Here is a 21160-nt window from a genome sequence, read left to right as displayed (position 1 = left end):
GCCAACGATTTATGAATGACAATCGAAAGAGTTAACTCATCCCCCGCCGCCGGACCTGGCCGGCGGAGCGCTATTTCGACAGGGCCAGCGGCAGGTAGAGGGCGATCTGCGGCCAGCAGATCACCGCTGCCAGTGCCGAGACCTGCAGGATCACGAAAGGAATGACGCCGCGATAGATCGTGCCGATGGAAACGCCTCTCGGCGCGATGCCGCGCAGGTAGAACAGCGCGTAGCCGAAGGGCGGGGTCAGGAACGAGGTCTGCAGGTTGACCGCCAGCGCGATGGCGAACCAGATCAGCGTCTGCTCCGGCGTCAGGCCGAAGTCGAGCCCGGCGACGACGGGGGCGACGATCGGCACCACGACGAGCGTGATCTCCACCCACTCAAGAAAGAAGCCGAGCACGAAGACCAGTGCCATGATCATGATGATCACCACATAGGGCCGCTCCACATGCACCGAGAACAGGTCGGCGATCAGCGCATCGCCGCCGAGCTTGCGGAAGACGACCGAGAAGACGGTCGCGCCGAGCATGACGAAGATGATCATCGCGGTGGTCTTGGTGGTGTCGCGCAGCGCCGCATAGAGCGTTGCCCAGTCGAGCTGGCGCGACACCAGCGCCAGCACCATGGCGCCGAGCGCGCCGATGGCGGCGGACTCGGTCGGCGTGGCGATGCCGGCGACGATGGTGCCGAGCACCGAGACGATCAGCAGCACGGGCGCCAGCAGGTCGAGCACCAGGCTCGCCGCCGCCCGCCAGAACGGCCGCGGATCGGCCGCCGGCGCCGCCGGCATGCGATGCGGCTGGAAGACCGCGACGAAGACCAGGTAGAGCATGTAGAGCAGGCCGAGCAGCAGGCCCGGACCGACGGCGGCCATGAACAGGTCGCCGACCGACACGCGCAACTGGTCGCCCAGCACGATCAGCATGATGCTCGGCGGGATCAGGATGCCGAGCGTGCCGCTCGCCGCGATCAGGCCGGTGGCGATCTTCGGATCGTAGCGGTTCTGCAGCATGGTCGGCAGCGCCATCATGCCCATCAGCACCACCGAGGCGCCGATGATGCCGGTCGAGGCGGCCATGACGACGCCGATGATCGCGACCGCGAAGGCATAGCCGCCGGGCATGCCGCGAAACACCGAGGCCAGCGACTTCAGCAGCCGCTCGGCCACGCCGGAGCGCTCCAGCATCAGCCCCATGAAGACGAAGAGCGGAATGGCGATCAGCAGCCAGTTGGTCAGCGTGCCGGAATAGATCCGCGCCACCGTCGTCGACAGGAAGATCAGCGGGACGCCGGCCATCACGGCGAAGAGGATGCCGATGCCGGCAAGGACGAAGGCGACCGGATAGCCCGCGAAGATGCCGCCCATCAGCCCGAGCAGCATCAGCAGCGGCCAGAAAGCGTCTTCCATCACGAGCCCTTCTTGTCCTTGGCAGAGAAGTCGCCGCGCGCCAGGGCGATCGCGGTGCCGATGATGCGGTTGACGGCCGCAAGGCCGAGCAGCGAGAAGGCGAGCGGAATGCAGGCCTTGATCATCCAGCGGTCGATCATGCCGCCATAGGTCGAGCCCTCGCCGGTGATATAGGCCCGGTGGGCGAAGCGGCTGCCGAACCAGACGATGATGAGGCAGAAGGGCAAGAGGAAGATCAGGTCGCAGACCAGATCGACCACGGCCCTGGTGCGGGCGGAAAAGCCGGAGGCGAGGAAGTCGACGCTGACATGGCTGCGGTCGCGATAGGCATAGACGCCGCCGAACAGCACCAGCAGCGCGAAAATGTGCCATTGCAGGTCGAGCAGGGTGTTGACGGTGACGCCGGTGTCGAACAGCGGCACGCGCACGCCCCAGTCGGCCAGCCGGTTGGTGCCGAACTTGGCGGCCAGCACGCCGAGACAGACGGAGACGATCAGCGGCAGCACCAGCCAGCCGACGATCTTGCCGGGAAAGGACAGCGCCTCTCCCGCCTTGCGGCTCAGTTCGGACAAGACGACCTCCCTCACCTTGCGGGCGTGACCTTGCGGGGCGGTTGAGTGCGAAAGGACGGCACCCGTCGCGGGATGCCGTCCGATCAGTGGTCTGTGAGACTGGCTTAGCGCGGCAGCGCCTGCAACTCACCCCATTCGCCGACGCGCTCGATATAGGCGTTCAGCGAGTCGAGCGCCTCCTTGAAGATCGCGTCCTTGGCCGCCTCGTCCTCCATCACCGCCTGGGAGGCCTCGCGCAGCGCCACCAGCACCTCGTCGGGGAAGCGCTTGATCTCGACGCCGGCCTCGCGGATCTTGGCGATGGCGATCGCCTGCTGGTGGATCTGGTCGGCAAGGTTCGCCGTGATGTTGGCCTTGCAGGCCTCGACCATGATCTGCTGCTGGCCCTCGGTGAAGCCGTTCCACACGTCCATGTTGACGATGATGGAGTCCCAGCTCGACGGCTGGTGCCAGCCCGGGAAGTAATAGGTCTTGGCGACCTTCTCGAAGCCGAAGCCGATGTCGAGCTGCGGCGCGGAGAACTCCGTCGCGTCGATGCGGCCGGTCTCCAGCGACACGAAGATCTCGCCGGCCGGCACGAGCTGGGTGTTGGCGCCAAGGCGGGCGAGCGCCTGGCCGCCAAGGCCGGCGATGCGCATGTTGAGGCCCTTGAAGTCCTCGGCGGTGTTGATCTGCTTGTTGAACCAGCCGCCGGCCTCCGGCACGACGAGATGGCACGGGATGATCTTCACGCCGTGCGGATCGTAGGCCTTCTGGATGATCTCCAGGCCGCCGCCCTCGAACATCCAGCCGAGCGCCACTTCCGGGGTCGGGCCGAAGGGCATCGAGCCGACGAGATTGGCGACCGGAATCGAACTCGCCCAGTAGCCGATCCAGTCGAAGCCCATCGGGATCGCGCCGGTGCTGACCGCCTCGAACACTTCGAACGGCGGCACGAAATCGCCGGCGCCGTGCACCTTGATGTCGATGGCGCCGTCGGTCATCAGCTTGACGCGCTCGGCCCACTTGACCGGGCTCTGGCCGATCGAGGGCACCTGCAGGCCGAAAACGCTCTGCAGGTCGTAGCTGTCGGCAAGCGCCGGAACAGCGGTAAGCATGGTTGCCGCCAGCGCAGCGGTTGCGAGCCGTGCCTTCATCAGGACCTCCCTAAAACGCACCCCGAACGGGGCATCTCTTTGCTTTTCTGCCGCGCTCTCCGGCGGCGGGCGAGGCGCGAGCGGCTTTTTTCGACCCCCCGCTTGCCTAACTCAAGTGTTATCTATAATCAAACTGATTAGCAATACACTAATTCCGGGAGACGCCCATGATTGGAGTTGAAGGCTCCGTCGCCGTCGTGACAGGCGCCGGACAGGGGAATGGCCGGGCGATCGCGCTGGGTCTTGCCCGGGCCGGCGCGCATGTGGCGGTGTGCGACATCAACGCCGACGCCGCCGCACAGACCGCCGCGCTGGCGGCCGAGGCGGGGGTGAAGACCCTGAGCGCGCGATGCGACGTCGCGGATCCGGACGCCGCCCGCGCCTTCGCCGAGAAGACCCGCGCGGAGCTGGGCGCTGCCCGCATCCTCGTCAACAATGCCGGCATCCTGAAGCGGCACCGGTTCGGCGATCCGGGCTTCGAGGCGGAGTGGGACCAGACGTTCCGCGTCAATGTTGACGGGCCGCGCAACATGGTGCTGGCCTTCGCGGCGCAGCTCGAGGCGACGGGCGGACGGATCGTCAATCTCGCCTCGATCATGTCGCTGTCGGCCGGGCCCGGCATCGCCGCCTATATCGCCAGCAAGGGCGCCCTCGCCCAGTTCACCAAGGCGCTGGCCCATGAATTCGCCCCGCGCGGCGTCAGGGTCAACGCCATTGCTCCCGGCGTCATCGACACGCCGATGACCGAGCACACACGCGGCAACGAGGCGGCCATCGGCCGGTTCATGGCGCATACGCCGCTCGGGCGCACCGGCCAGCCGGAGGAACTCGTCGGCCCCGTCCTGTTCCTCGCCTCCGACATGTCCAGCTACGTGACCGGCGCCATCCTGCCCGTCGACGGCGGCTATCTGGCGGCCTGATCCGGCCCGTCCCTCAAGGAATTGCACCAATGAAAAAGCACAGTTGCGACGTTCTCGTCGTCGGATCGGGCGCCGGCGGTCTGGCCAGCGCCGTCTCGGCCGCCCATCGCCGGCTCGATGTCCTGGTGGTGGAGAAGGAGCCGGTGTTCGGCGGCACCACCGCCCGGTCGGGCGGCTGGATGTGGATCCCCTGCAGCGGTCCGGCGAAGCGCGCCGGCGTCGAGGACACGCCCGAGAAGGCGCGCACCTATCTGGAGCACGAGACCGGGGCGTTCTTCGATCCGGCCCGCGTCGACGCCTTCCTGGAAGCCGGCCCGAAGGCCGTCGAGTTCTTCGAAGAGAAGACCGCGCTGCAGTTCGACCTCGGCCCGACCTTCGCCGATTATCACCCGGACGCGCCGGGCGGCATGCCGGGCGGCCGCTCCATCGTCGCCCGCCCCTTCGACGGGCGCGAACTCGGCAAGGAGATCCGCCGCCTGCGCCCGCCGCTCGCCGAGATCACCTTCCTCGGCATGATGATCGGCTCGGGCAAGGAGCTGCTGCACTTCTTCCGCGTCACCAGGTCGCCGATCTCGGCCTTCTATGTCGCCAAGCTGTTCCTCAAGTTCCTCAAGGACATGGCCTTCCACGGCCGACCGATGCGCCTCGTCAACGGCAACGCGCTGGTCGGGCGCCTCGCCAGGTCCTGCTTCGACATGAACGTGCCGATCTGGACCCGCGCCGGGGTGCGCGAGCTGCTGCGCGACGAGCGCGGCACCGTCACCGGCGCCATCGTCGACACGGACGAGGGCCCGGTCGAGATCACCGCGCGCAAGGGCGTGGTGCTGGCCGCCGGCGGCTTCCCGCAGGACGCGGTGCGGCGCAAGGAGCTGTTCCCGCATTCGCCGTCCGGCCATGAGCACGTCTCGCCGGCCCCTCCCGGCAACACCGGCGACGGCCTGCGCCTCGGCGCGGCAGCGGGCGGCGCGATCCGCGACGACCTGCCCAACACCGCGGCCTGGGTGCCGGTGTCGCAGCCGCCGCGCCGCGACGGCACGCTCGGCGTCTTCCCGCATTTCGTCGACCGCTCCAAGCCCGGCGTCATCGCGGTGACGCGCTCGGGCCGGCGCTTCGTCAACGAGGCGGATTCCTACCACGACTTCTGCCAGGCGATGCGCAAGGCCTGCGAGGCCGAGGGCGGCGAGATCTGCGCCTTCTTCATCGCCGACCACAAGACCTTGCGCAAATACGGCCTCGGCTTCGTCAAGCCGGCGCCGGTGCCCTATCGCGGCCATATCCGCTCCGGCTACCTGTTCGAGGGCAAGAGCCTGCGCGAACTCGCCGAGAAGATCGGCGCGGACGCGACGCAGTTGGAGAAGACCGTCGACGCCTTCAACGAGCATGCCCGCAAGGGCGAGGACCCGATGTTCCACAAGGGCTCGACCTCCTACAACCGCTCGCTCGGCGATCCCGAGCACCTGCCCAACCCCTGCGTCGCGCCGGTCGAAAAGGGCCCGTTCTACGCGGTCAAGCTGGTGATCGGCGATCTCGGCACCTTCGCCGGCCTCAAGACCGACGGGAACGCCCGCGTGCTGGACGAGGCGGGCCGGCCGATCGCCGGGCTTTATGCGGCCGGCAACGACGCGCTCAGCATCATGGGCGGCAACTATCCCGGCGGCGGCATCACCCTCGGCCCGGCGATCACCTTCGGCTATATCGCCGCGCGCCACATGGCCGGGGCCAACGACTGACCATGTCCCGCGCGACCAGGGACACCGACGGCCTGGGGCATCCGGGCCGCCTTTTGCCGGGCGTCCTGTTCGGCCTTTCGGCCGCCATTGCCTGGGCCTTCTACAATGTCGGCGTCGATATCGGCCGGTCGGACGGCTTTTCCAGCGCCGACCTCGCCCTGCTCCGCTATGGCGGGGCGACGTTGCTGATGGCACCGCTGATGCTGCTGCGCCGCTCGCGCATGAGCGGCCTCACCCTGCCCCGGCTGGCGCTGCTGACCATCACCATGGGTCCGCCCTTCGCCTTCCTGTTCAACACCGGCTTCGGCATCGCACCGCTGGCGCATGCGGTGGTGATCTCGCCGGGCATGACGATCATCGTCGCCAACCTGCTGCCGGTGGTGCTCGACGGTCAGAAGATGACGCTGAACCGCAAGATCGGCATGCTCGTGCTGATCGGCGGGCTGGTGGCGATCGCCGCCGACAACGCGCCCTCGAAGATGGCCGACACGTCGACGCTGATCGGCGATCTGTGCTTCGTCGGCTCGGGCACGTTGTGGGGCGTTTTCACCTATCTTCTCGGCCGCTGGCGGCTTCCCGCCGTCGAGGCGATCGGTGCGGCCTCGGCGACCACCACCGTCGTGCTGCTGCCGGTCTATCTGGTGTTTCTCGAACCGGCGCGCCTGCCGGCCGGCATGTGGCTCGAACAGGCCTTCTATCAGGGTGCGCTCGGCGGGAGCCTGGCGATCGTCCTCTACGCGGCGGCGATCAGCCGGCTGGGCTCGGGCCTTGCCGGCCTCTTCCCGGCGATGATCCCGCCGCTGGCGGTGCTGCTGGCGATCCCGATCGCCGGTCAGTGGCCGAGCGCCATGCAGCTTGCCGGCGTCGCCATCGCCGCCAGCGGCCTGATCCTGTCGCTCGACATTGCCGGCGCGCTGGTCAGGCGGGCGGGATATGGCCGAGATCGCGGGACAGGTCGCTCGTGAACTCGATCAGCCGCTTGAGGCACGGCCCGTCCTCGGCGAGATCGATATAGTTGGTCGGGCCGATCACCGTGACCGAAAGCTGGATGATGCCGGTATGGTCGAAGACCGGCGCGGCGATGGCGCTGACGCCGGGGATCGGCGCGTCGCGGGTGATCGAGTAGCCCTTCTTGCAAGCGGAGGCGACCTCCTTGCGGAACGTCGCCTCGTCGACCATCGGGATGCCATAGAGCGAGGGCTCGATGCCCTGCAGCTCGGCGCGGACCAGCGGCTCGGTCGTCGACTTCGGCAGAAAGGCGGCGAAGATCTTGCCGGTCGCCGTCATCGTCACCATGAAGGTGCCGCCGACGGCAACGTTGGAGTGGATGCGCGCCGCCGTCTCCTCGATATAGACGATGGTCGGCCCGTGCAGGCCCCAGACGCTGATCGCCACCATCAGCCCCAGTTCCTCGGCCAGCGCCGGCACCCGGCGCAGCGTCTCGCGATAGGCGTTCTGGTTGCGCAGGCGGGTGAGGCCCAGCCACAAGGCGAAAGGGCCGAGCTGGTACTGGCCGGTCTCGGTCTGCTCGACCATGTTGATATTGCGGAAGCTGACCAGGTAGGGGTGCAACTGCGCAGGCGCCATGCCGAGCGCCTCGGCGAGGTCCTTCAGCTTCAGCGGGCCGCCGGCCTGGGCCAGCGCCATCAGGATGGCGCCGCCGGTCTCGACGGACTGGACGCCGCGCGGCGCTCGCGGCTTCGACGTTGCGTCAGCACCCACACGCAACTCCCTCAATAGTCTTGCGGAAACGAAACAACCGATGCGACTCACTCTTAGCGGCAATTCCATCGCCGGTCGAGAATGTCGCCCGCGCGCCGCGCCCTTGCGGGATTTCCCGTCGCGAGGGCCCGTCTTGCCTCTTTTGCAATCCGCGAACGGCGCTATCTTCCTGCCGTCGAATCGCTCCGCCCTCTCCGGCGTGCCGGGGGCGCGAGGGAAACCGGATGTCCGGGTCGATGCCGCACCGGGCGACCGCGCCGCCCGGCAGGCGTGTCCCTGCGCTGGCGGTGGATCTCCCCGATGCCGTTTGCCAATCTCTCCTACGTGCCCTTCGTCACGATCGGCCTGCTGCTCGCCTCCAACATCTTCATGACCTTCGCCTGGTACGGGCACCTGAAGTTCAAGAGCTCGCCGCTCGTCATCGTCATCCTGGTGAGCTGGGGCATCGCCTTCTTCGAATATGTGCTGCAGGTCCCGGCCAACCGCATCGGCCACGGGCATTTCAGCGCCGCCGAGCTGAAGACCATCCAGGAGGTCATCACGCTCAGCGTCTTCGCCGTGTTCTCGATCTGGTTTCTGGGCGAGCCGCTGCGCTGGACGCATCTCGCCGGCTTCACGCTGATCGTCGCCGGCGCCGGGCTGATCTTCTACAAGCCGTGAGGGCTCAATAGCCGCCGGACAGGACGATGCTCTCGCCGGTCATGAAGCTGCAGGCGTCAGACGCAAGGAAGATCGCCGCGCCGACCATCTCCTCGGCCTGCCCGGCCCGGCCCATCCAGTTGAGCGTGCGGACATAGTCGTCCCAGCCTTGCGGGTCCGCCGCCTTGCGCCCCGCGTTGCGGTCGGTGTCGACGAGGCCGGGCGCCAGCGTGTTGAGCAGCACGCCATAGCGGGCATAGTCGCGCGCCTGGCTCTGGATCAGGTTGTGCTGGGCGGCCTTGGTCGCCGCATAGGCGGTGACGATGGCCTTGGGCCGGAGCTGGTTGATCGAGCCGATGCTGACGACCCGGCCCCAGCCGCGCGCCGCCATGCGCGGCAGGCCCGTCTGCAGCATCTCCACCGTGGAGCGCAGGTTGACCGCCACCTGCAAGTCGAAATCCGCCTCGGTGAGGTCGGCAAGCTCGGCATTGACCTGGGCCGAGGCATTGACGACGAGGATGTCGAGATGCCCGAGCCGGGCCTCCGCCTCCTCCACCAGACGGCGCCCGGCGCCGCGCTCGGCAAGGTCGGCGGCAAGGGCGAGCGCCGTGCCGCCGCCCGCCTCGATGGCGGCAACGGTTCCCGCGGTCGCTTCCAGGCTGTGGCCGTGCACCACGACCGTGGCGCCGGCGCCTGAAAGCCCAATGGCGATGGCCGCGCCAATGCCCCGGCTCGAGCCGGTGACCAGCGCGACGCGGCCGTGAAGGCCGAAAATCGTCTCGAGCGTGTTCATGCGGCGCTCTGACCCCTGTCGAACAGGGTGATCGGCACACCGCTAAGGCCCGGCGTGCAGGCGAAGAGGCCGCCGGACAGCGGCGCCTCGGACAGGGTCGAGGCCGGCAGCCGCGTGCGGGCGCTGGTGATGTAGAGCGTCGCCAGCCCCTCGCCGCCGAAGGCAACGCTGGTCGGGCGCGGAACGGGAAGCTCGATGCTGCGCTCGTGCCGGCCGTCGGGCAGGTAGCGGTTGACCCGCCAGCCGTCCCAGATCGCGCACCACACGCCGCCTTCCCTGTCGACGGCGATGCCGTCCGGGCGGCCCTCGCTTTCCGGGATGCGGGCAAGCACCCGGCGGTTGCCGAGAACGCCCTTTCCGGGCTCGAAATCATAGGCGTAGATCAGGCCCGGCACCGTATCGACGAAGTAGAAGACCCGGTTGTCCGGGCTCCAGGCCATGCCGTTGCTGACCGAGATGCCGCTTTCCTTGCGTGTCACCGTGCCGTCGGCGGCGACCCGGTAGAGCGCGCCGCTCGGCTTGCTGGCATCGAGCCGCATGGAGCCGACCCAGATCGCCCCGCCGGGGCCGACCTTGGCGTCGTTGAGACGGTTCTCCGGGATGCCCGCTTCCGGGTCGACCAGCGGCTGCAGGGTGCCGGAGACGAAGTCCAGGAACTCGATGCCGTCCTGCGTTGCCACCGCCAGCGAGCCGTCGCCGCAAGGCATCACGGAGCTGACCAGCTTGCCGGTCTCGCAGGTCTCGTTGAGGCCGCTCGACGGGTCGAAGCGGTAGACCGCCGGATGCAGGATATCGACCCAGTAGAGGCTGCGTGCGACCGGGTCCCAGACCGGGGCCTCGCCGAGCTGCGCGCCCCAGGGCAGGACGCAGGCGAGATCGGCCGGCGTCTGCGACTGGCTGGTGCGCGGGCGCGGGCGGGAACTGATGGCGATGGCACCGGCCGCGCCCGTGATCCTGCGGGCGGCGGCGATCAGCTCGCGTCCGACCGGGTGGATATGCGACGTGTCGAGCCGCGACGAGGGGCCCAGCGCGACCAGCGCGCCGATGGGCGTGCCGTCCTTGCCGGCAATGGCGACGGCGACGGAGTTGACGCCGTTGAGGTGCTCCTCGTAGGAGACCGAATAGCCGCGCGCGCGGGTCAGCGTCAGGTCGGCCTGCAAGGCTTCCAGCGTGGTGATGGTGCGCGGCGTGTGGCGGTCGAGGGTGAGCCGCTCCAGCAGCGCGCGGGCGAACCCCGGCTCCTGGAAGGCGACCAGCACCTTGCCGGCGGCGGTGCAATGCAGCGGCACGCGGCGGCCGGTGTCGACCCTGACGCCGAGCCCGTCGCCCGAGCGCTCGTCGAGATACTGCACCTGGTCGCCGTCGAGCCGGCACAGCGCCACCGTCTCGCCGAGCTCGGCCGACAGGCGCTCCAGCTCGGGGGCGGCGGCGGTCGGCAGGTCGAACGTGTCCCACACCCGGTGCGACAGTTCCAGGAAGCGCGGCCCGATGACATAGGTGCCGCGTTCCTCGTTCTGGCGCACCAGGCCGAAGGCGATCAGCGTGCGCAGGATGCGCGCGAAGGTCGGCTTGGGCAGGCCGGATTGGCGCAGCAGGTCGGCGAAGCGCAAGGGCGTCTCCGCATCGGCCACCATGTCGAGCAGCGTCAGGCCCTTGGCGAGCGCCGCCGTACCGGAGGGGACGTCCTTGCGGGACTGGCTCAGGCCTGTGCTCGCGTCCGCCATGTCCGCGCCGCCTCCTGCAACATCCGATCGATCGTCCATTCCGGCTCGAACCCCAGCGTCTCGCGTATCCTTGCGTTCGAGGTCTGGTAATCGACGCCGGCGCCGGGCAGGTCAACGGTGACGACCGGCAATCCCGTGATTTCGGCCATCGCCGGCAGCAGCCGCCCAAAATCGACGGGGTCGCTCGCCCCCAGATTGAAGATCCCCCCGGCCGCCCGGTCCGATTCCAGCGCCAGCAGCACGCCCGTCACCATATCCCTGGTGTCGGTGATGTGCATCCGGAACGGTTTGCCGGCGGCATTGCGGGCGAGCACATGGGCGGGCCGTCCGGGATCGGCCGCGCGCAGCAGTTCGGCCACCGCGGTGTTGCCCATGCGCTCCTGCTGGCGGATGCGCGGTTGCAGGAAGAAGCGCGGGCCGGAGAAGACGCTGTCCGGGTCGAGCAACTCGCTCGCATCCTGCGTATGCGAAAAGCGCAGGATCACCGTCTCGAAACTGCCGATACGCTGGTGGAAGGAGACGAGGTCCTCGCCGAGCAGCTTGGTGAGGCCGTAAGGGCTGTTCGCCCGCAGCGGATGCTCCTCGGTGACGGGCAGGAACAGCGGCGCGTTCTCCGGATAGACCTCGCCGGAGCTGGCGAAGACGAAGCGGCGCACGCCGGCGTCGGCCGCCGCGTCGAGCAGCACCCGCGTTCCCTCGACATTGGCGCGGAACATCGCCGTGCGCTCGGCCGGCACCCAGGACATGAAGGCGCCCAGATGCAGCACCGCATCCGTGCCGGCGACCGCGCGGGCACAGGCCTCGGCATCCTCGAAGCTGCCGACCACCTCGTCGAGATCGGAGCCTGATTGGTTCGGATTGGAGGCACGCAGGTCGAAGCCGCGCACCTCGTGCCCGGCGGCGCGCAGGGCCGCGACCGTTGCCCGGCCGACGCGGCCGGAGCTTCCCGTGACGAGAACCAGCATCAGCGCAGCGCCTTTTCGCTCACCGCATCGAAGAGATGCAGTTCGGCCGGATCGAAGGACAGGACGAGGCCCTCGCCTTCCGCCATCGGGCCCGAATGGGCGAGCCGGGCGATCAGGCCCTTCGATTTGTCGTCCTCGCTCTCGCCGGCCGCGACCATGTGCTCGCCTCCGTCGAAATAGACGTATTTCTCCGAGCCGAGGCTTTCGACGAGGCTCGGACGGATGGCGAAGGTCGCAGGGCCCTCGCCGAGGCGGAAATGCTCCGGCCGGATGCCGGCGATGACGGTCGAGGCGCCGGCGAGCCGCGCCTCGTCGACGGCGATCCGGTTGCCGAACAGGGTGATCGCCGCCCCGCCGGCCGACCGTTCCACATCGGCGGAGAGGAAGTTCATGCCCGGCGAGCCGATGAAGCCGGCGACGAAGAGATTGTCGGGCCGCTGGAACAGCGTATCGGGATCGGCGATCTGCTGGATCACGCCGTCGCGCATGATCACCACCCGGTCGGCCATGGTCATCGCCTCGATCTGGTCGTGCGTGACATAGACCGTGGTGACGCCGAGGCGTTGGTGCAGCGCGCCGATCTCGGCGCGCATGTGGACGCGCAGCTTGGCGTCGAGATTGGACAGCGGCTCGTCCATCAGGAAGGCGAGCGGCTGGCGCACGATGGCCCGGCCCAGCGCGACGCGCTGGCGCTGGCCGCCGGACAGGTCCTTCGGGCGCCGCTCGAGGTATTTCTCCACCTCCAGAATGCGCGCGGCCTCCAGCACCCGGCGCTCGATCTCGGCCTTGGGCGTGCCGCGCATCTTCAGCCCGAAGCCGATGTTCTCGCGCACGGTCAGATGCGGATAGAGCGCGTAGTTCTGGAACACCATGGCGATGTCGCGATCGCCGGGGGCAAGGTCGGTGACCTCCCGCTCGCCGAGATGGATGGCGCCGCCACTCGCCGGCTCGAGGCCTGCGAGGATCTTGAGCATCGTCGACTTGCCGCAGCCGGACGGGCCGACCAGCACGATGAACTCGCCGTCCGCGATCTCGAGCGAGAACGGCTTCAGCACCTCGTGCGCGCCATAGCTCTTGTGGACGTTTCGAATGGAGATATTGGCCATGGATTACTTCTCCGCGCCCGCGGTCAGTCCGCCGACCAGGTAGCGCTCAAGGAACAGGTAGATGACGATGATCGGAACGGCGACGAAGACGGCCGCGGCCGAAATCTCGTTCCAGTCGGTGGTGTATTCGCCGCGCATCGTCGTGATGCCGAGATTGGCGGTCCAACTGCCGGGCGCGTTGACGAGGAAGGTCCGCGCATAGGCGTAGTCGGCCCAGCTCAGCACGAAGGCATAGAGCGAGGTCGCCGCCAGTCCGGGGGTGGCAACGGGGAGCACGACCCGCACCATCGCCCCCATCGGCGAGCAGCCGTCGACCATCGCCGCCTGTTCCAGCTCGCGCGGGATCGTGTCGAAATAGCCCTTCAGCATCCAGGTGGTGAAGGGAATGATCAGCGTCGAATGGGCGAGCACCAGCGTCCACAGGCTGCCGATCATGCCGAAGTTGCGGAAGATCGAGAACAGCGGGATCACCAGCAGCGTCGCCGGCAGCATCTTCGCCGTCAGGATGAACAGGCCGAGCGAATGGCCGCCGCGGATCGAGAAGCGCGACAGGGCATAGCCCGCCAGCACCGAGACCACCATCGACAGGGCGACCGAGCCGATCGCCGCCAGCATCGAGTTGAGCAGCCAGAGCGGGATCGGCCGCTCCTCCCAGACCTTGGCGAAGGTGCTCCACTGGGCATCGTCCGGCCAGAAGCTGGGCGGCAGTTGCGACAGCTCCGCCGAGGTGGAAATCGCCGTCACCAGCAGCCAGTAGACCGGAAACAGGATCAGCGCGGCGAGCAGGATGACGGTGCCGTAAAGCGCCAGGCTTTGCAGAGGCGTGCGGTTCATGTCGTCCCCTTCCTCAATACATGGCGCGGGTCTGGCGGCCGAGCATCAGCAGGCTCGCGACGACGCAGATGACCAGCGTGACGACGCCCACCGCCGAGGCATAGCCGAAGTTGAAGAAGCCGAAGGCCTGGTCGTAGGTCATGATCGACAGGGTCTGGGTCGACTTCAGCGGCCCGCCCTCGGTCAGCACCTTGATGATCGAGAAGTCGCGGAACACCCACAGGATCACCAGAACCAGGGTAACGCCGAGCACCGGCATCAGGAGCGGCAGCGTGATCCAGCGGAAGCGCTGGAAGACGTTGGCCCCGTCGACCTTGGCGGCATTGTAGAAGTCGGTCGGGATCGACTGCAGGCCGGCCAGCGTCATGATCGAGACGAAGGGAAAGCCCTTCCAGATCATGGTGATCGCCACCGCCCAGAAGGCGGCGCCCGGCGTCGACACCCAGGCGACCATGCCGTTTGAGAGGCCGAGCTTGACCAGCAGCCAGCTCATCAACCCGAAGGAACTGTCGAAGATCCAGGCGAAGATCACCACCGCGATCACCTCCGGCACCGCCCAGGGCAGCGCCATGGCGAGGCGCGCGAGCGTGCGCCCGCGGAAGCGGTTGTTGACCAGCAGCGCGGTCGAGACGCCGGTGATCAGGCTGCCGGCGGTGACCACGACGACGAGCTTCAGCGTCACCCAGCAGGCCATCCAGAACTCGCTGGAGGCGAACAGCCGCTCGTAATTGGCCGTGGTGAAGGGCGCGCGCGGGGCGCCGATGCGCGGCAGCTTGACCGCCTGCAGCGACAGGTCGATCGAGATGATCAGGGGATAGACGATGATCAGGCCGACCAACAGCACCGCGGGGGCAAGCAGAATATAGCCCATGAGATGCTGACGGCTCGGCCTGGCCAGATCGAAGAGCCGGACTCGGGACATGCAACCTCCTGCCGCGGGCGCAGCGCCGCGGCGCAGGATCGAAGGGACAAGCCGGCTCCCATCGGCGGGAGCCGGCCGCGGATAGACGGTCAGCCGCCGTTCTTGATGGCCTCGGCCCGCGCCTGCATGACCTTGACCACCTCGGCCGGGTCGAGATCCTGGATCAGCATGCGCTGGACCTCTTCCTGCACCATCTTGCCGAACTCGTTGTACTGGATCTCAAGGCCGGTCGGGATGCGGTCGACGCCGGCATCGGAGGCCGCCATCATCGTCTTGATGAGCAAGGGGAAATGCGGCACGTCCTGCTCGACGCCGGAGACGTCGGCGACCGGGCTCGGCGGGGTGTTCTTGCCGATGGTGGCATATTTGCGCTGCCACTCGGGCGACATCACCAGCTTGATGAAGTCCCAGACCAGCGCCTTTTCCCCGTCCGGGATCTCGCTCGCCATGCCGAGCACGTTGGACGAGCCGCCGACCGGCGGGGTGAAGGCCGGCTCGGCGACGACCGTGTCGGCGGCGGCGGCGCCGTTCTGCATGATGCCGTAGAGCCACGGCCCGTCGAGGCGCAGGGCGATCTTGCCGTCGGCGAAGAGCTTGCGGATGTCGCCGGCGGACAGGTCGATGGGGGTGAGGCCCTCCTTGACGATGGTCTTCCAGCGGGTCAGGCCCTCGACCATCTGCGGCGTGTCGATGGTGACGTTGCCGTCCGCGTCGGTCCAGTAGGCGCCGGCGTCGAGGATGTAGCTCAGCATCTCGGTCAGGTACTGGCCGGCGCCGCCCTTGGTCTCGTGGCCGGTGCCGTACTGGTCGGTGATGCCGTCGCCGTTGAAGTCCTTGGTGGTCTTGCGGGCGACCTCGAGGAACTCGGCATAGGTGGTGGGAACCGACAGGCCCTCCTTCTCGAGGAGCGCCTTGTTGTAGGCCATGATGAAGCCGAAGTAGTTCATCATGATGCAGGCGGTTTCGCCGTTCCACATGCATTTGCCCTGGCCGGCCCAGCCGGTCATGTCGATGCCGTCCTTGTCGAGCCAGGGGCCGAGATTCTCCATCCAGCCGTTCTCGGCGAAGGATTGGAACTCGAACGAGGCGAGATGGACGATATGCGGCGGCTGGCCGCCGGCGAACAGCGTCGTCATCGTGTCGGCATAGGCCGCACGCTCGACCTTGGTGAACTCCACCTTGACGCCCGGATTGGCCTCCTCGAAAGCGGCGATGGCGGCCTTCCACCAGTCGCCGGTGCCGGCATCGTCCACCTGCCAGGAGACGAATTTCAGCGTCGTGTCGGCCAGCGCCGGCGACAGCATCGTCGCCGAGAGCAGGGCAGCGGCAGTTGCGGTCCTGACGAACCGCCCGAAAGTCGTGGTCATCGCGTTTCCTCCACTTGGTTTTATATCCGCTGCATCAGCCGCAGCGCTTCCTCCGACGGACGCACCCCAAGACCCGGACCGGTCGGGAGGCGGTAGACGCCCCCCGCGCAGTCCATGTCACCTGCAAGGAGGCGCCGATTGGGTTCGAAGATCGAATGCTGGAACTCGTGGCCGGTCAGCGTCGGCAGCGAGGCGCTCGCCTGCAGGCTGGCCGCCAGGAAAATGCCGGCGCCGATGGTCGCGTGCGGGATCACCTCGATCCCCCGCTCCGCCGCCAGCGCGCCGATGCGGGTGAAGTTGGTGATGCCCTTGTGCCCCATCTCCGGCTGGACGATGGCGATGCGGCAGCGCTCCACCCGGTGGCGCATGTCCCAGACCGTGCGCCATTCCTCGCCGACGGCGATGGCTACGTCCGTGCCCTTCGTGACCCGCTCCAGACCGGCAATGTCCTCGGTGTAGACCGGCGCCTCGGCGAACCACAGCCCGTGCGGCTTCATCGCCTCGATCAGGGCCAGCGCCTCGTCGGCCGTCTGGTTCCAGTGCATGTCGGCGGCGATCCGCGCATTGGGGCCGAGCGCCGCGCGCAAACTCTCCATCTCCGCCGCCGGGCCGTCGTCGGCGACCGGGGTTGCAAACTTGAACGCATCGAACCCGCGCGCCTGCCAGGCGAGGGCGAGCTCGGCGCGGGCCTCGCGGGTCGCCTCGGGCAGGCCCGAGACATAGGCGGGGATGGTCTTCGAGCGGTCGCCGCCCAGAAGCTCCGCCACGGGCTTGCCGGCGATCTGCCCGGCAATGTCCCACAGGGCGATGTCGATGGCGGCCAGCGCATCGACATAGAAGCCCCCCGTATAGCCGCGCACCCGCATCAGGTCGTAGAGGTCGTCGTAGACCGCCGAGGGACCTGTCGGATCGCGGCCCTTGGTGAAGTCGGCGAGCAGGTCCTTGACGATCTCGGCAACGGCGCCGGGCGCGACGAGGCCATAGGTCTCGCCCCAGCCGACAACGCCGTCGCGGGTCTCGATGCGCAAGAGCACGCTGCGGTCGAAGGTCGGATAGACGGTGCGGTTGCCCTTGCGCACCAGATAGCCGCGCGCGTTCGGCTCCTCGCCCTTGCGGGCGGTGCCGAGATAAGGCGTCTCCCGCGTCTGCGTCAGCGTGAAGACCTCGATGCTGCGGACGCTATCGCTCATCGGGCGCCCCCGGCGACAGCCGCCTGCGGCACGCCGATGCCGAGCGCGGCAAGGTTGGCATCGATATCCGCGCTCGCCGGTCCGTCGAGCTCCGGCGTCGGCGCGCGCACCACGGTGTTGTCCAGCACGCCGCGGCGGATCATGACATGCTTGGTCAGGCGCATCCGGTAGACGGCCTGCAGCGTCAGCAGCGGCAGGGTCCGCACATAGATCTCCCGCGCCTCGGCGATGCGGCCCGCCCGCCAGGCCCGGTCGAGCGCGACATGCTCGTCGGCGATCTCGATCGCCGGCATCGCCGCGCAGGCGCCGCGCGCATATTCATCGAGAATGTAGCGCGCCCCGCCGCCGCCGATCACGCCGGCCAGCGTCTGCGGCCGATGCGCCAGCAGATGGCTGATCGCCGGCCCCGCCGGTAGGGTCTCTTCCTTGACATAGACGATCTGCGGCACGGCGCGCGCCACCTCAACCAGGGTCTGCGGCGCGATGTCGGAGCCGCGCGGCGCCGGCGCATTCTGCAGCACGATGCGCGCCTCCGGCAGGCCGGCCGCGACCTCGCTCATGAACGCCGTCACCGCACCGGCCTCGCGGCCGATGGAGACCGGCGGCTGGATCATCAGCCAGGTGACGCCGGCGGCGGCCGCCACGCGGCCATGCGCGATCACCTCGCTCGCGGTCGGCGCACTGGCCCCGGCCACCACCGGCACCTTGCCGCCGACCTCCTGCGCCACGACCGCCAACAATTCGGCCCGCTCGCCCGCCTCCAACTGCTCCACCTCGCTGGCGAAACCCGGGAAGACGACGCCGTCGACGCCGCAATCGAGCGCGAAGCGCACCAGCCGGCGCATCGCCGGGAGATCGACCTTTCCGTCTTGCGTGAAGGGCGTCGGGAGAACCGGGAGGATGCCGGCGAGGTCAGCCATGTCGTCTATGTCCAATATGTGAGACTATGTTTCATAAATTGACACTATCTTGTTTCTGCGGCTAAGACAAGCATCAATGCTCGACCCATCGCCGCCCCCGAAAGGACCGATTCATGCCCTCCCCCTCCGCCCTCAACGCGCCGCATATCGTGGTCGACTGGGGCACCACCTCCTTCCGCGCGGTGCTGCTCGCCGCCGACGGCACGCAGCGCGACCGCATCGAGACGGGCGACGGCATCCAGTTTGTGGAAAAGGGCTCGTTCGAGACCCGGCTGCTGGCCCTGCTCGCGCCCTGGCTTTCGGCGGAAGGGGCGCTCGACATCGTGCTGGTCGGCATGGTCACCAGCCGCAACGGCTGGATCGAGGTGCCCTATGTCCCCTGCCCCTGCGCGGTCGAAGACCTCGCAAAGGGAACCGTCACGCGGACGCTCGCCAACGGCTCGCGCGCCATCCTGCTTCCCGGCATCACCGATCCGGCCCGCGCGCCCTTCCCCGATGTGATGCGCGGCGAGGAGACCCAGATCGTCGGCTTCGGCCTCGACAGGGACGCAACGCTCGTGCTGCCCGGCACCCACAGCAAGTGGGCGCGCGTTGCCGGCGGGCGGATCTCGGGCTTCCGCACCTTCGTCACCGGCGAGGTCTTCGCCCTGTTGACGCAGCATTCGTTCATTGCCCGTGCCGCCGCCGGCTCGGACCATGCCGGGGAAAACATCGCCGCCTTCGAGCGCGGCATCGTCGACGGCTCACCGGAGGGCGCGGAGGGCGATGCCATGCTCTCGCTGGTCTTTGCCGCGCGCACCGGCATGCTCGCCGGCAAGCTTGCTCCAGGCGACATTCGCGACTACGTCTCCGGGCTCCTGATCGCGCAGGAGTTCCGGCAGGCCCGCAATTGCGGCTTCTTCGCCAAGGGCGAGTTCGCCAGGGGCGAGCGCATCGGCATCGTCGGCAATGACGGGCTCAACCGCCGCTATGCCATCGTCGCCCGCCATTTCGGCCTGGATGTCATGGACGGCAGCGACCATGCCGCGATCGACGGTGCCCGGCAGATCCTCGCCGCGGCCAAGGGAGACCTGACATGACCTTGCGCGAAGCGCTTGCCGCCTGCCCGCTCGTTGCCATCCTGCGCGGCGTCACGCCGGCGGAAATCACCGATGTCGCCGACGTCCTGTTCGAGGCCGGCTTCCGCATCATCGAGGTTCCGCTCAACTCGCCCGATCCCTTCGCCAGCATCGGCAGGCTGGCGACGTCCCATGGCGAACGCGCGCTGATCGGCGCCGGCACGGTGCTCGAGCCGGAGCAGTGCCGCCGGCTTGCCGATGTCGGCGGACGACTGATGGTCGCGCCGAACTACGCGCCCGACGTGGTGGCGGAAGCGCAGGCGCGCGGACTGGTGACGCTTCCGGGCGTCGCCACCCCGTCCGAAGCCTTCGCCGCGCTGCGCCAGGGGGCGGACGCGCTGAAGCTCTTCCCGGCCGAGGCGATGGAGCCCCGCGCGCTGAAGGCCTGGCGCAGCGTCATGCCGCAGGACGCGCTGCTGCTCCCCGTCGGCGGCATCGACACCACGACGATGGCGCCCTGGTGCGAGGCCGGCGCCAGCGGCTTCGGCCTCGGCTCCTCGCTCTACCGGCCCGGCATTTCGCTGGACCAGCTTGCGGAACGGGCACGCAGCCTCATTGCCGCCGCCCGCAAGGCCTTCCCCGGCACCTGATTCCCTCTTCCTCCCTTCGGGAGCCCCACCGCCATGCCGTCAGATGCCGGCCGATTGCGCGATCACCCCACATCCGGCCAATCCAACTCCGGCCAGCCCGCACACGATCACGGCCCGCCGCCCGCCCCCGGCGACCGGCGGCCGCTGATCGAGGGCCTGCTGGCGACGGGGGCCGGCACCATCAACAATGCCTGCGTCAAGCTGCTGGCGGTGATGCCGACCAGCCAGTTGATCCTGCTGCGGGCGGTCGGCACGATCTTCCTGCTGCTGCCGCTGATGATCCGGCGCGGCCTGCGCTGGCCGCCGCGCGTGGTGCTGGCGCGCGCCGCGCTGGAGGCCATCGCCACCGCCGGGTTGATGCACGCGCTCACCCTCGCCCCGCTCAGCTTCGTCGCCACGGTGATGATGACGATCCCTATCGGCGTGATGGCGATGAACTGGCTGCTGGCCGGCGAGCCCCTGTCGCCGCGCGGGCGCATCCTGCTGCTGCTGGCGTTTTCCGGCGCGCTGATCGCCACCGGCCCGGCGCTTGCGGGAAGCATGGAGGGCGCCCTTTCGGCCATCTTCTCGGCCGGCTTCTATGTCGCCCGCGACCTGCTGACCAGCCGGCGCGCCTCGAGCGTGCCGAGCCTTGAACTCTCCTTCACGGCCAGCGTCGCGACGCTGATGCTGGCATTCGCCATGGGTGTCGTCGGTGACTGGCGGCCGCTGGTCGCCGGCGAGACAGGCATCATCGCGGCGATGATCGTCTTCTATATCCTCAGCAATCTGCTGATCGCCTCGGCGACGCGGGCGCGCCATTCGACCATGGTCGCCGCCACCCGCTATTCGGCGGTGATCTGGGCCGCCCTCTTCGATCTCGTGCTGTTCGACCTCGCACCGCGCCCGCTGACGCTGGTCGGCGCGGCGCTGATCGCCGCCTGCGGCATCGGCCTCGTCTTCACCGAAAGAAAACGGCGCGGACCGTGAGGACCGCGCCGTCATTTTGAAACAGGAAAGCGAGGAGCCTATTCGGCCGCCGGCTTCAGCCGGTAGCGGAAATCGCAATGGGACGCGCCCTTCATGATCGTCTGGGTGCGCGTCAGCTCCATCCTCGGATTGTAGCCGATGCAGAAGTCGCCATCGCGGTTGCAGGACAGCAGGTGGCCGATATCGCCGAGCCCCATCTCCTTGTAGACCTCGGAATAGCGGCAGCGCTTGACGTTGAAGTCGAGCCGGTCCGGCCCCTTCTCCAGCACCTCGATCTGCAGCGCGTCGTCCATCTGCCACAGCGGCAGCAGGTCGGCGAAGTTCTCAAGGTCAGGCTCGCTCGGCTCCTTCTCCCGGAACTCCTTGCCCTGCGCGATGGCGGAGTTGGAGACGGCCTCGCCGATCACCTTTTCCGCCTCCTCGCGCCCGTGCCGCTCCACCAGCACGTCGAAGACATGCTTGAGCACCGCGGCCTCGATACGGCGTTTCTCGATCATCGGCAGCGTCATCGTCGTTCCCTCGTTTCCGTTTG

The 21160-nt window shown here is 68.3% G+C and carries 21 protein-coding genes; 7 read left to right on the top strand and 14 right to left on the bottom strand.

Annotated features, from left to right (window positions below):
• Positions 1-70: 70 nt before the first annotated feature.
• From P2PM1_RS20220 to P2PM1_RS20210, 3 genes are all read right to left on the bottom strand, one after another.
• Complete coding sequence (locus P2PM1_RS20220) at positions 71-1411, bottom strand: TRAP transporter large permease subunit (protein WP_186400292.1); 1341 nt, start codon at positions 1409-1411, stop codon at positions 71-73.
• Complete coding sequence (locus P2PM1_RS20215) at positions 1411-1983, bottom strand: TRAP transporter small permease subunit (RefSeq protein WP_186400291.1); 573 nt, start codon at positions 1981-1983, stop codon at positions 1411-1413. Before P2PM1_RS20215 ends, P2PM1_RS20220 begins: the two co-directional genes overlap by 1 nt.
• 104 nt (positions 1984-2087) lie before the next feature.
• Positions 2088-3119, bottom strand: coding sequence for a TRAP transporter substrate-binding protein (locus P2PM1_RS20210; RefSeq protein ID WP_186400290.1), 1032 nt, complete (start codon positions 3117-3119; stop codon positions 2088-2090).
• A 167-nt stretch (positions 3120-3286) separates the two neighbouring features.
• On the opposite strand from P2PM1_RS20210, the gene P2PM1_RS20205 reads away from it, so the two are divergent.
• Genes P2PM1_RS20205 through P2PM1_RS20195 form a run of 3 tightly spaced genes read left to right on the top strand, consistent with a single transcriptional unit; the run spans position 3287 to position 6734 of the window.
• Positions 3287-4039, top strand: coding sequence for an SDR family NAD(P)-dependent oxidoreductase (locus P2PM1_RS20205; RefSeq protein WP_186400289.1), 753 nt, complete (start codon positions 3287-3289; stop codon positions 4037-4039).
• 29 nt (positions 4040-4068) lie between these two features.
• Positions 4069-5769 carry an FAD-dependent oxidoreductase gene (locus P2PM1_RS20200; RefSeq protein WP_186400288.1) on the top strand — a complete coding sequence of 567 codons (1701 nt, stop codon included), beginning with the start codon at positions 4069-4071 and terminating at the stop codon, positions 5767-5769.
• 2 nt (positions 5770-5771) lie between these two features.
• A complete protein-coding gene (locus P2PM1_RS20195) occupies positions 5772-6734 on the top strand; it encodes a DMT family transporter (protein WP_186400287.1) in 963 nt (320 codons plus the stop codon).
• On the opposite strand, the gene P2PM1_RS20190 is transcribed toward P2PM1_RS20195, so the two are convergent.
• Positions 6688-7491, bottom strand: coding sequence for an IclR family transcriptional regulator (locus P2PM1_RS20190; protein ID WP_186386577.1), 804 nt, complete (start codon positions 7489-7491; stop codon positions 6688-6690). The two genes, P2PM1_RS20195 and P2PM1_RS20190, sit on opposite strands and share 47 nt — an antisense overlap.
• A gap of 300 nt (positions 7492-7791) precedes the next feature.
• Here P2PM1_RS20190 and P2PM1_RS20185 point away from each other — a divergent pair, with 300 nt between their 5' ends.
• Positions 7792-8151 carry a DMT family protein gene (locus P2PM1_RS20185; protein ID WP_186400286.1) on the top strand — a complete coding sequence of 120 codons (360 nt, stop codon included), beginning with the start codon at positions 7792-7794 and terminating at the stop codon, positions 8149-8151.
• 4 nt (positions 8152-8155) lie between these two features.
• Here the strand turns inward: P2PM1_RS20185 and P2PM1_RS20180 are convergent, their stop codons facing one another.
• The 9 genes from P2PM1_RS20180 to P2PM1_RS20140 all read right to left on the bottom strand — a co-directional run bounded on the left by P2PM1_RS20180 (position 8156) and on the right by P2PM1_RS20140 (position 17951).
• Positions 8156-8923 carry an SDR family NAD(P)-dependent oxidoreductase gene (locus P2PM1_RS20180; protein ID WP_186400285.1) on the bottom strand — a complete coding sequence of 256 codons (768 nt, stop codon included), beginning with the start codon at positions 8921-8923 and terminating at the stop codon, positions 8156-8158.
• Positions 8920-10647 carry an SMP-30/gluconolactonase/LRE family protein gene (locus tag P2PM1_RS20175; protein ID WP_186400284.1) on the bottom strand — a complete coding sequence of 576 codons (1728 nt, stop codon included), beginning with the start codon at positions 10645-10647 and terminating at the stop codon, positions 8920-8922. The genes P2PM1_RS20180 and P2PM1_RS20175 overlap by 4 nt, the downstream gene beginning before the upstream one ends.
• Positions 10623-11612 carry an NAD(P)-dependent oxidoreductase gene (locus tag P2PM1_RS20170; RefSeq protein ID WP_186400283.1) on the bottom strand — a complete coding sequence of 330 codons (990 nt, stop codon included), beginning with the start codon at positions 11610-11612 and terminating at the stop codon, positions 10623-10625. The genes P2PM1_RS20175 and P2PM1_RS20170 overlap by 25 nt, the downstream gene beginning before the upstream one ends.
• The gene (locus P2PM1_RS20165) at positions 11612-12718 is read right to left on the bottom strand and encodes an ABC transporter ATP-binding protein (RefSeq protein WP_186400282.1); all 1107 of its coding nucleotides are present in this window, start codon (positions 12716-12718) and stop codon (positions 11612-11614) included. Before P2PM1_RS20165 ends, P2PM1_RS20170 begins: the two co-directional genes overlap by 1 nt.
• A 3-nt stretch (positions 12719-12721) precedes the next feature.
• Positions 12722-13552 carry a carbohydrate ABC transporter permease gene (locus tag P2PM1_RS20160; protein ID WP_186386571.1) on the bottom strand — a complete coding sequence of 277 codons (831 nt, stop codon included), beginning with the start codon at positions 13550-13552 and terminating at the stop codon, positions 12722-12724.
• Positions 13553-13565: 13 nt separating this feature from the next.
• Positions 13566-14474 carry a carbohydrate ABC transporter permease gene (locus tag P2PM1_RS20155; protein ID WP_186386570.1) on the bottom strand — a complete coding sequence of 303 codons (909 nt, stop codon included), beginning with the start codon at positions 14472-14474 and terminating at the stop codon, positions 13566-13568.
• An 89-nt stretch (positions 14475-14563) separates the two neighbouring features.
• On the bottom strand, positions 14564-15841 hold the full coding sequence (locus P2PM1_RS20150; RefSeq protein ID WP_186400281.1) for a sugar ABC transporter substrate-binding protein: 1278 nt from the start codon (positions 15839-15841) through the stop codon (positions 14564-14566).
• 20 nt (positions 15842-15861) lie between these two features.
• Positions 15862-17031, bottom strand: a complete 1170-nt coding sequence (locus tag P2PM1_RS20145) for a mandelate racemase/muconate lactonizing enzyme family protein (RefSeq protein ID WP_186400280.1) — start codon at positions 17029-17031, stop codon at positions 15862-15864.
• Entirely contained in the window at positions 17028-17951 is a 924-nt protein-coding gene (locus tag P2PM1_RS20140; protein ID WP_186400279.1) for a dihydrodipicolinate synthase family protein, read from the bottom strand. The genes P2PM1_RS20145 and P2PM1_RS20140 overlap by 4 nt, the downstream gene beginning before the upstream one ends.
• A 113-nt stretch (positions 17952-18064) precedes the next feature.
• Here P2PM1_RS20140 and P2PM1_RS20135 point away from each other — a divergent pair, with 113 nt between their 5' ends.
• Genes P2PM1_RS20135 through P2PM1_RS20125 form a run of 3 tightly spaced genes read left to right on the top strand, consistent with a single transcriptional unit; the run spans position 18065 to position 20628 of the window.
• Positions 18065-19030: a 2-dehydro-3-deoxygalactonokinase gene (locus P2PM1_RS20135; RefSeq protein ID WP_186400278.1), complete on the top strand. Its 966-nt coding sequence runs from the start codon at positions 18065-18067 to the stop codon at positions 19028-19030.
• Positions 19027-19659 (top strand): 2-dehydro-3-deoxy-6-phosphogalactonate aldolase, encoded by a 633-nt coding sequence (locus P2PM1_RS20130; protein WP_186400277.1) that lies wholly within the window; start codon positions 19027-19029, stop codon positions 19657-19659. Before P2PM1_RS20135 ends, P2PM1_RS20130 begins: the two co-directional genes overlap by 4 nt.
• Before the next feature lie 33 nt (positions 19660-19692).
• Positions 19693-20628, top strand: a complete 936-nt coding sequence (locus tag P2PM1_RS20125) for a DMT family transporter (RefSeq protein ID WP_186400276.1) — start codon at positions 19693-19695, stop codon at positions 20626-20628.
• A gap of 38 nt (positions 20629-20666) precedes the next feature.
• Here the strand turns inward: P2PM1_RS20125 and P2PM1_RS20120 are convergent, their stop codons facing one another.
• On the bottom strand, positions 20667-21137 hold the full coding sequence (locus P2PM1_RS20120) for an L-2-amino-thiazoline-4-carboxylic acid hydrolase (RefSeq protein ID WP_186386563.1): 471 nt from the start codon (positions 21135-21137) through the stop codon (positions 20667-20669).
• Between the last annotated feature and the right edge of the window lie 23 nt (positions 21138-21160).

This window comes from Stappia sp. P2PMeth1, from assembly GCF_900185735.1.
Classification (GTDB): Bacteria; Pseudomonadota; Alphaproteobacteria; order Rhizobiales; family Stappiaceae; genus Stappia.
Note: the sequence above shows the minus strand (reverse complement) of the source record. Positions and strands in the feature narration are given on the sequence as shown.

Bases quoted from the DNA above. Each gene is read 5' to 3' on its own strand.
- P2PM1_RS20195 (WP_186400287.1), top strand. From the start codon at position 5,772: ATGTCCCGCGCGACCAGGGACACCGACGGCCTGGGGCATCCGGGCCGC.
- P2PM1_RS20175 (WP_186400284.1), bottom strand. From the start codon at position 10,647: ATGGCGGACGCGAGCACAGGCCTGAGCCAGTCCCGCAAGGACGTCCCC.
- P2PM1_RS20210 (WP_186400290.1), bottom strand. From the start codon at position 3,119: ATGAAGGCACGGCTCGCAACCGCTGCGCTGGCGGCAACCATGCTTACC.
- P2PM1_RS20185 (WP_186400286.1), top strand. From the start codon at position 7,792: ATGCCGTTTGCCAATCTCTCCTACGTGCCCTTCGTCACGATCGGCCTG.
- P2PM1_RS20180 (WP_186400285.1), bottom strand. From the start codon at position 8,923: ATGAACACGCTCGAGACGATTTTCGGCCTTCACGGCCGCGTCGCGCTG.
- P2PM1_RS20155 (WP_186386570.1), bottom strand. From the start codon at position 14,474: ATGTCCCGAGTCCGGCTCTTCGATCTGGCCAGGCCGAGCCGTCAGCAT.
- P2PM1_RS20205 (WP_186400289.1), top strand. From the start codon at position 3,287: ATGATTGGAGTTGAAGGCTCCGTCGCCGTCGTGACAGGCGCCGGACAG.
- P2PM1_RS20130 (WP_186400277.1), top strand. From the start codon at position 19,027: ATGACCTTGCGCGAAGCGCTTGCCGCCTGCCCGCTCGTTGCCATCCTG.
- P2PM1_RS20145 (WP_186400280.1), bottom strand. From the start codon at position 17,031: ATGAGCGATAGCGTCCGCAGCATCGAGGTCTTCACGCTGACGCAGACG.
- P2PM1_RS20220 (WP_186400292.1), bottom strand. From the start codon at position 1,411: ATGGAAGACGCTTTCTGGCCGCTGCTGATGCTGCTCGGGCTGATGGGC.
- P2PM1_RS20140 (WP_186400279.1), bottom strand. From the start codon at position 17,951: ATGGCTGACCTCGCCGGCATCCTCCCGGTTCTCCCGACGCCCTTCACG.
- P2PM1_RS20160 (WP_186386571.1), bottom strand. From the start codon at position 13,552: ATGAACCGCACGCCTCTGCAAAGCCTGGCGCTTTACGGCACCGTCATC.
- P2PM1_RS20165 (WP_186400282.1), bottom strand. From the start codon at position 12,718: ATGGCCAATATCTCCATTCGAAACGTCCACAAGAGCTATGGCGCGCAC.
- P2PM1_RS20170 (WP_186400283.1), bottom strand. From the start codon at position 11,612: ATGCTGGTTCTCGTCACGGGAAGCTCCGGCCGCGTCGGCCGGGCAACG.
- P2PM1_RS20200 (WP_186400288.1), top strand. From the start codon at position 4,069: ATGAAAAAGCACAGTTGCGACGTTCTCGTCGTCGGATCGGGCGCCGGC.
- P2PM1_RS20150 (WP_186400281.1), bottom strand. From the start codon at position 15,841: ATGACCACGACTTTCGGGCGGTTCGTCAGGACCGCAACTGCCGCTGCC.
- P2PM1_RS20125 (WP_186400276.1), top strand. From the start codon at position 19,693: ATGCCGTCAGATGCCGGCCGATTGCGCGATCACCCCACATCCGGCCAA.
- P2PM1_RS20120 (WP_186386563.1), bottom strand. From the start codon at position 21,137: ATGACGCTGCCGATGATCGAGAAACGCCGTATCGAGGCCGCGGTGCTC.
- P2PM1_RS20135 (WP_186400278.1), top strand. From the start codon at position 18,065: ATGCCCTCCCCCTCCGCCCTCAACGCGCCGCATATCGTGGTCGACTGG.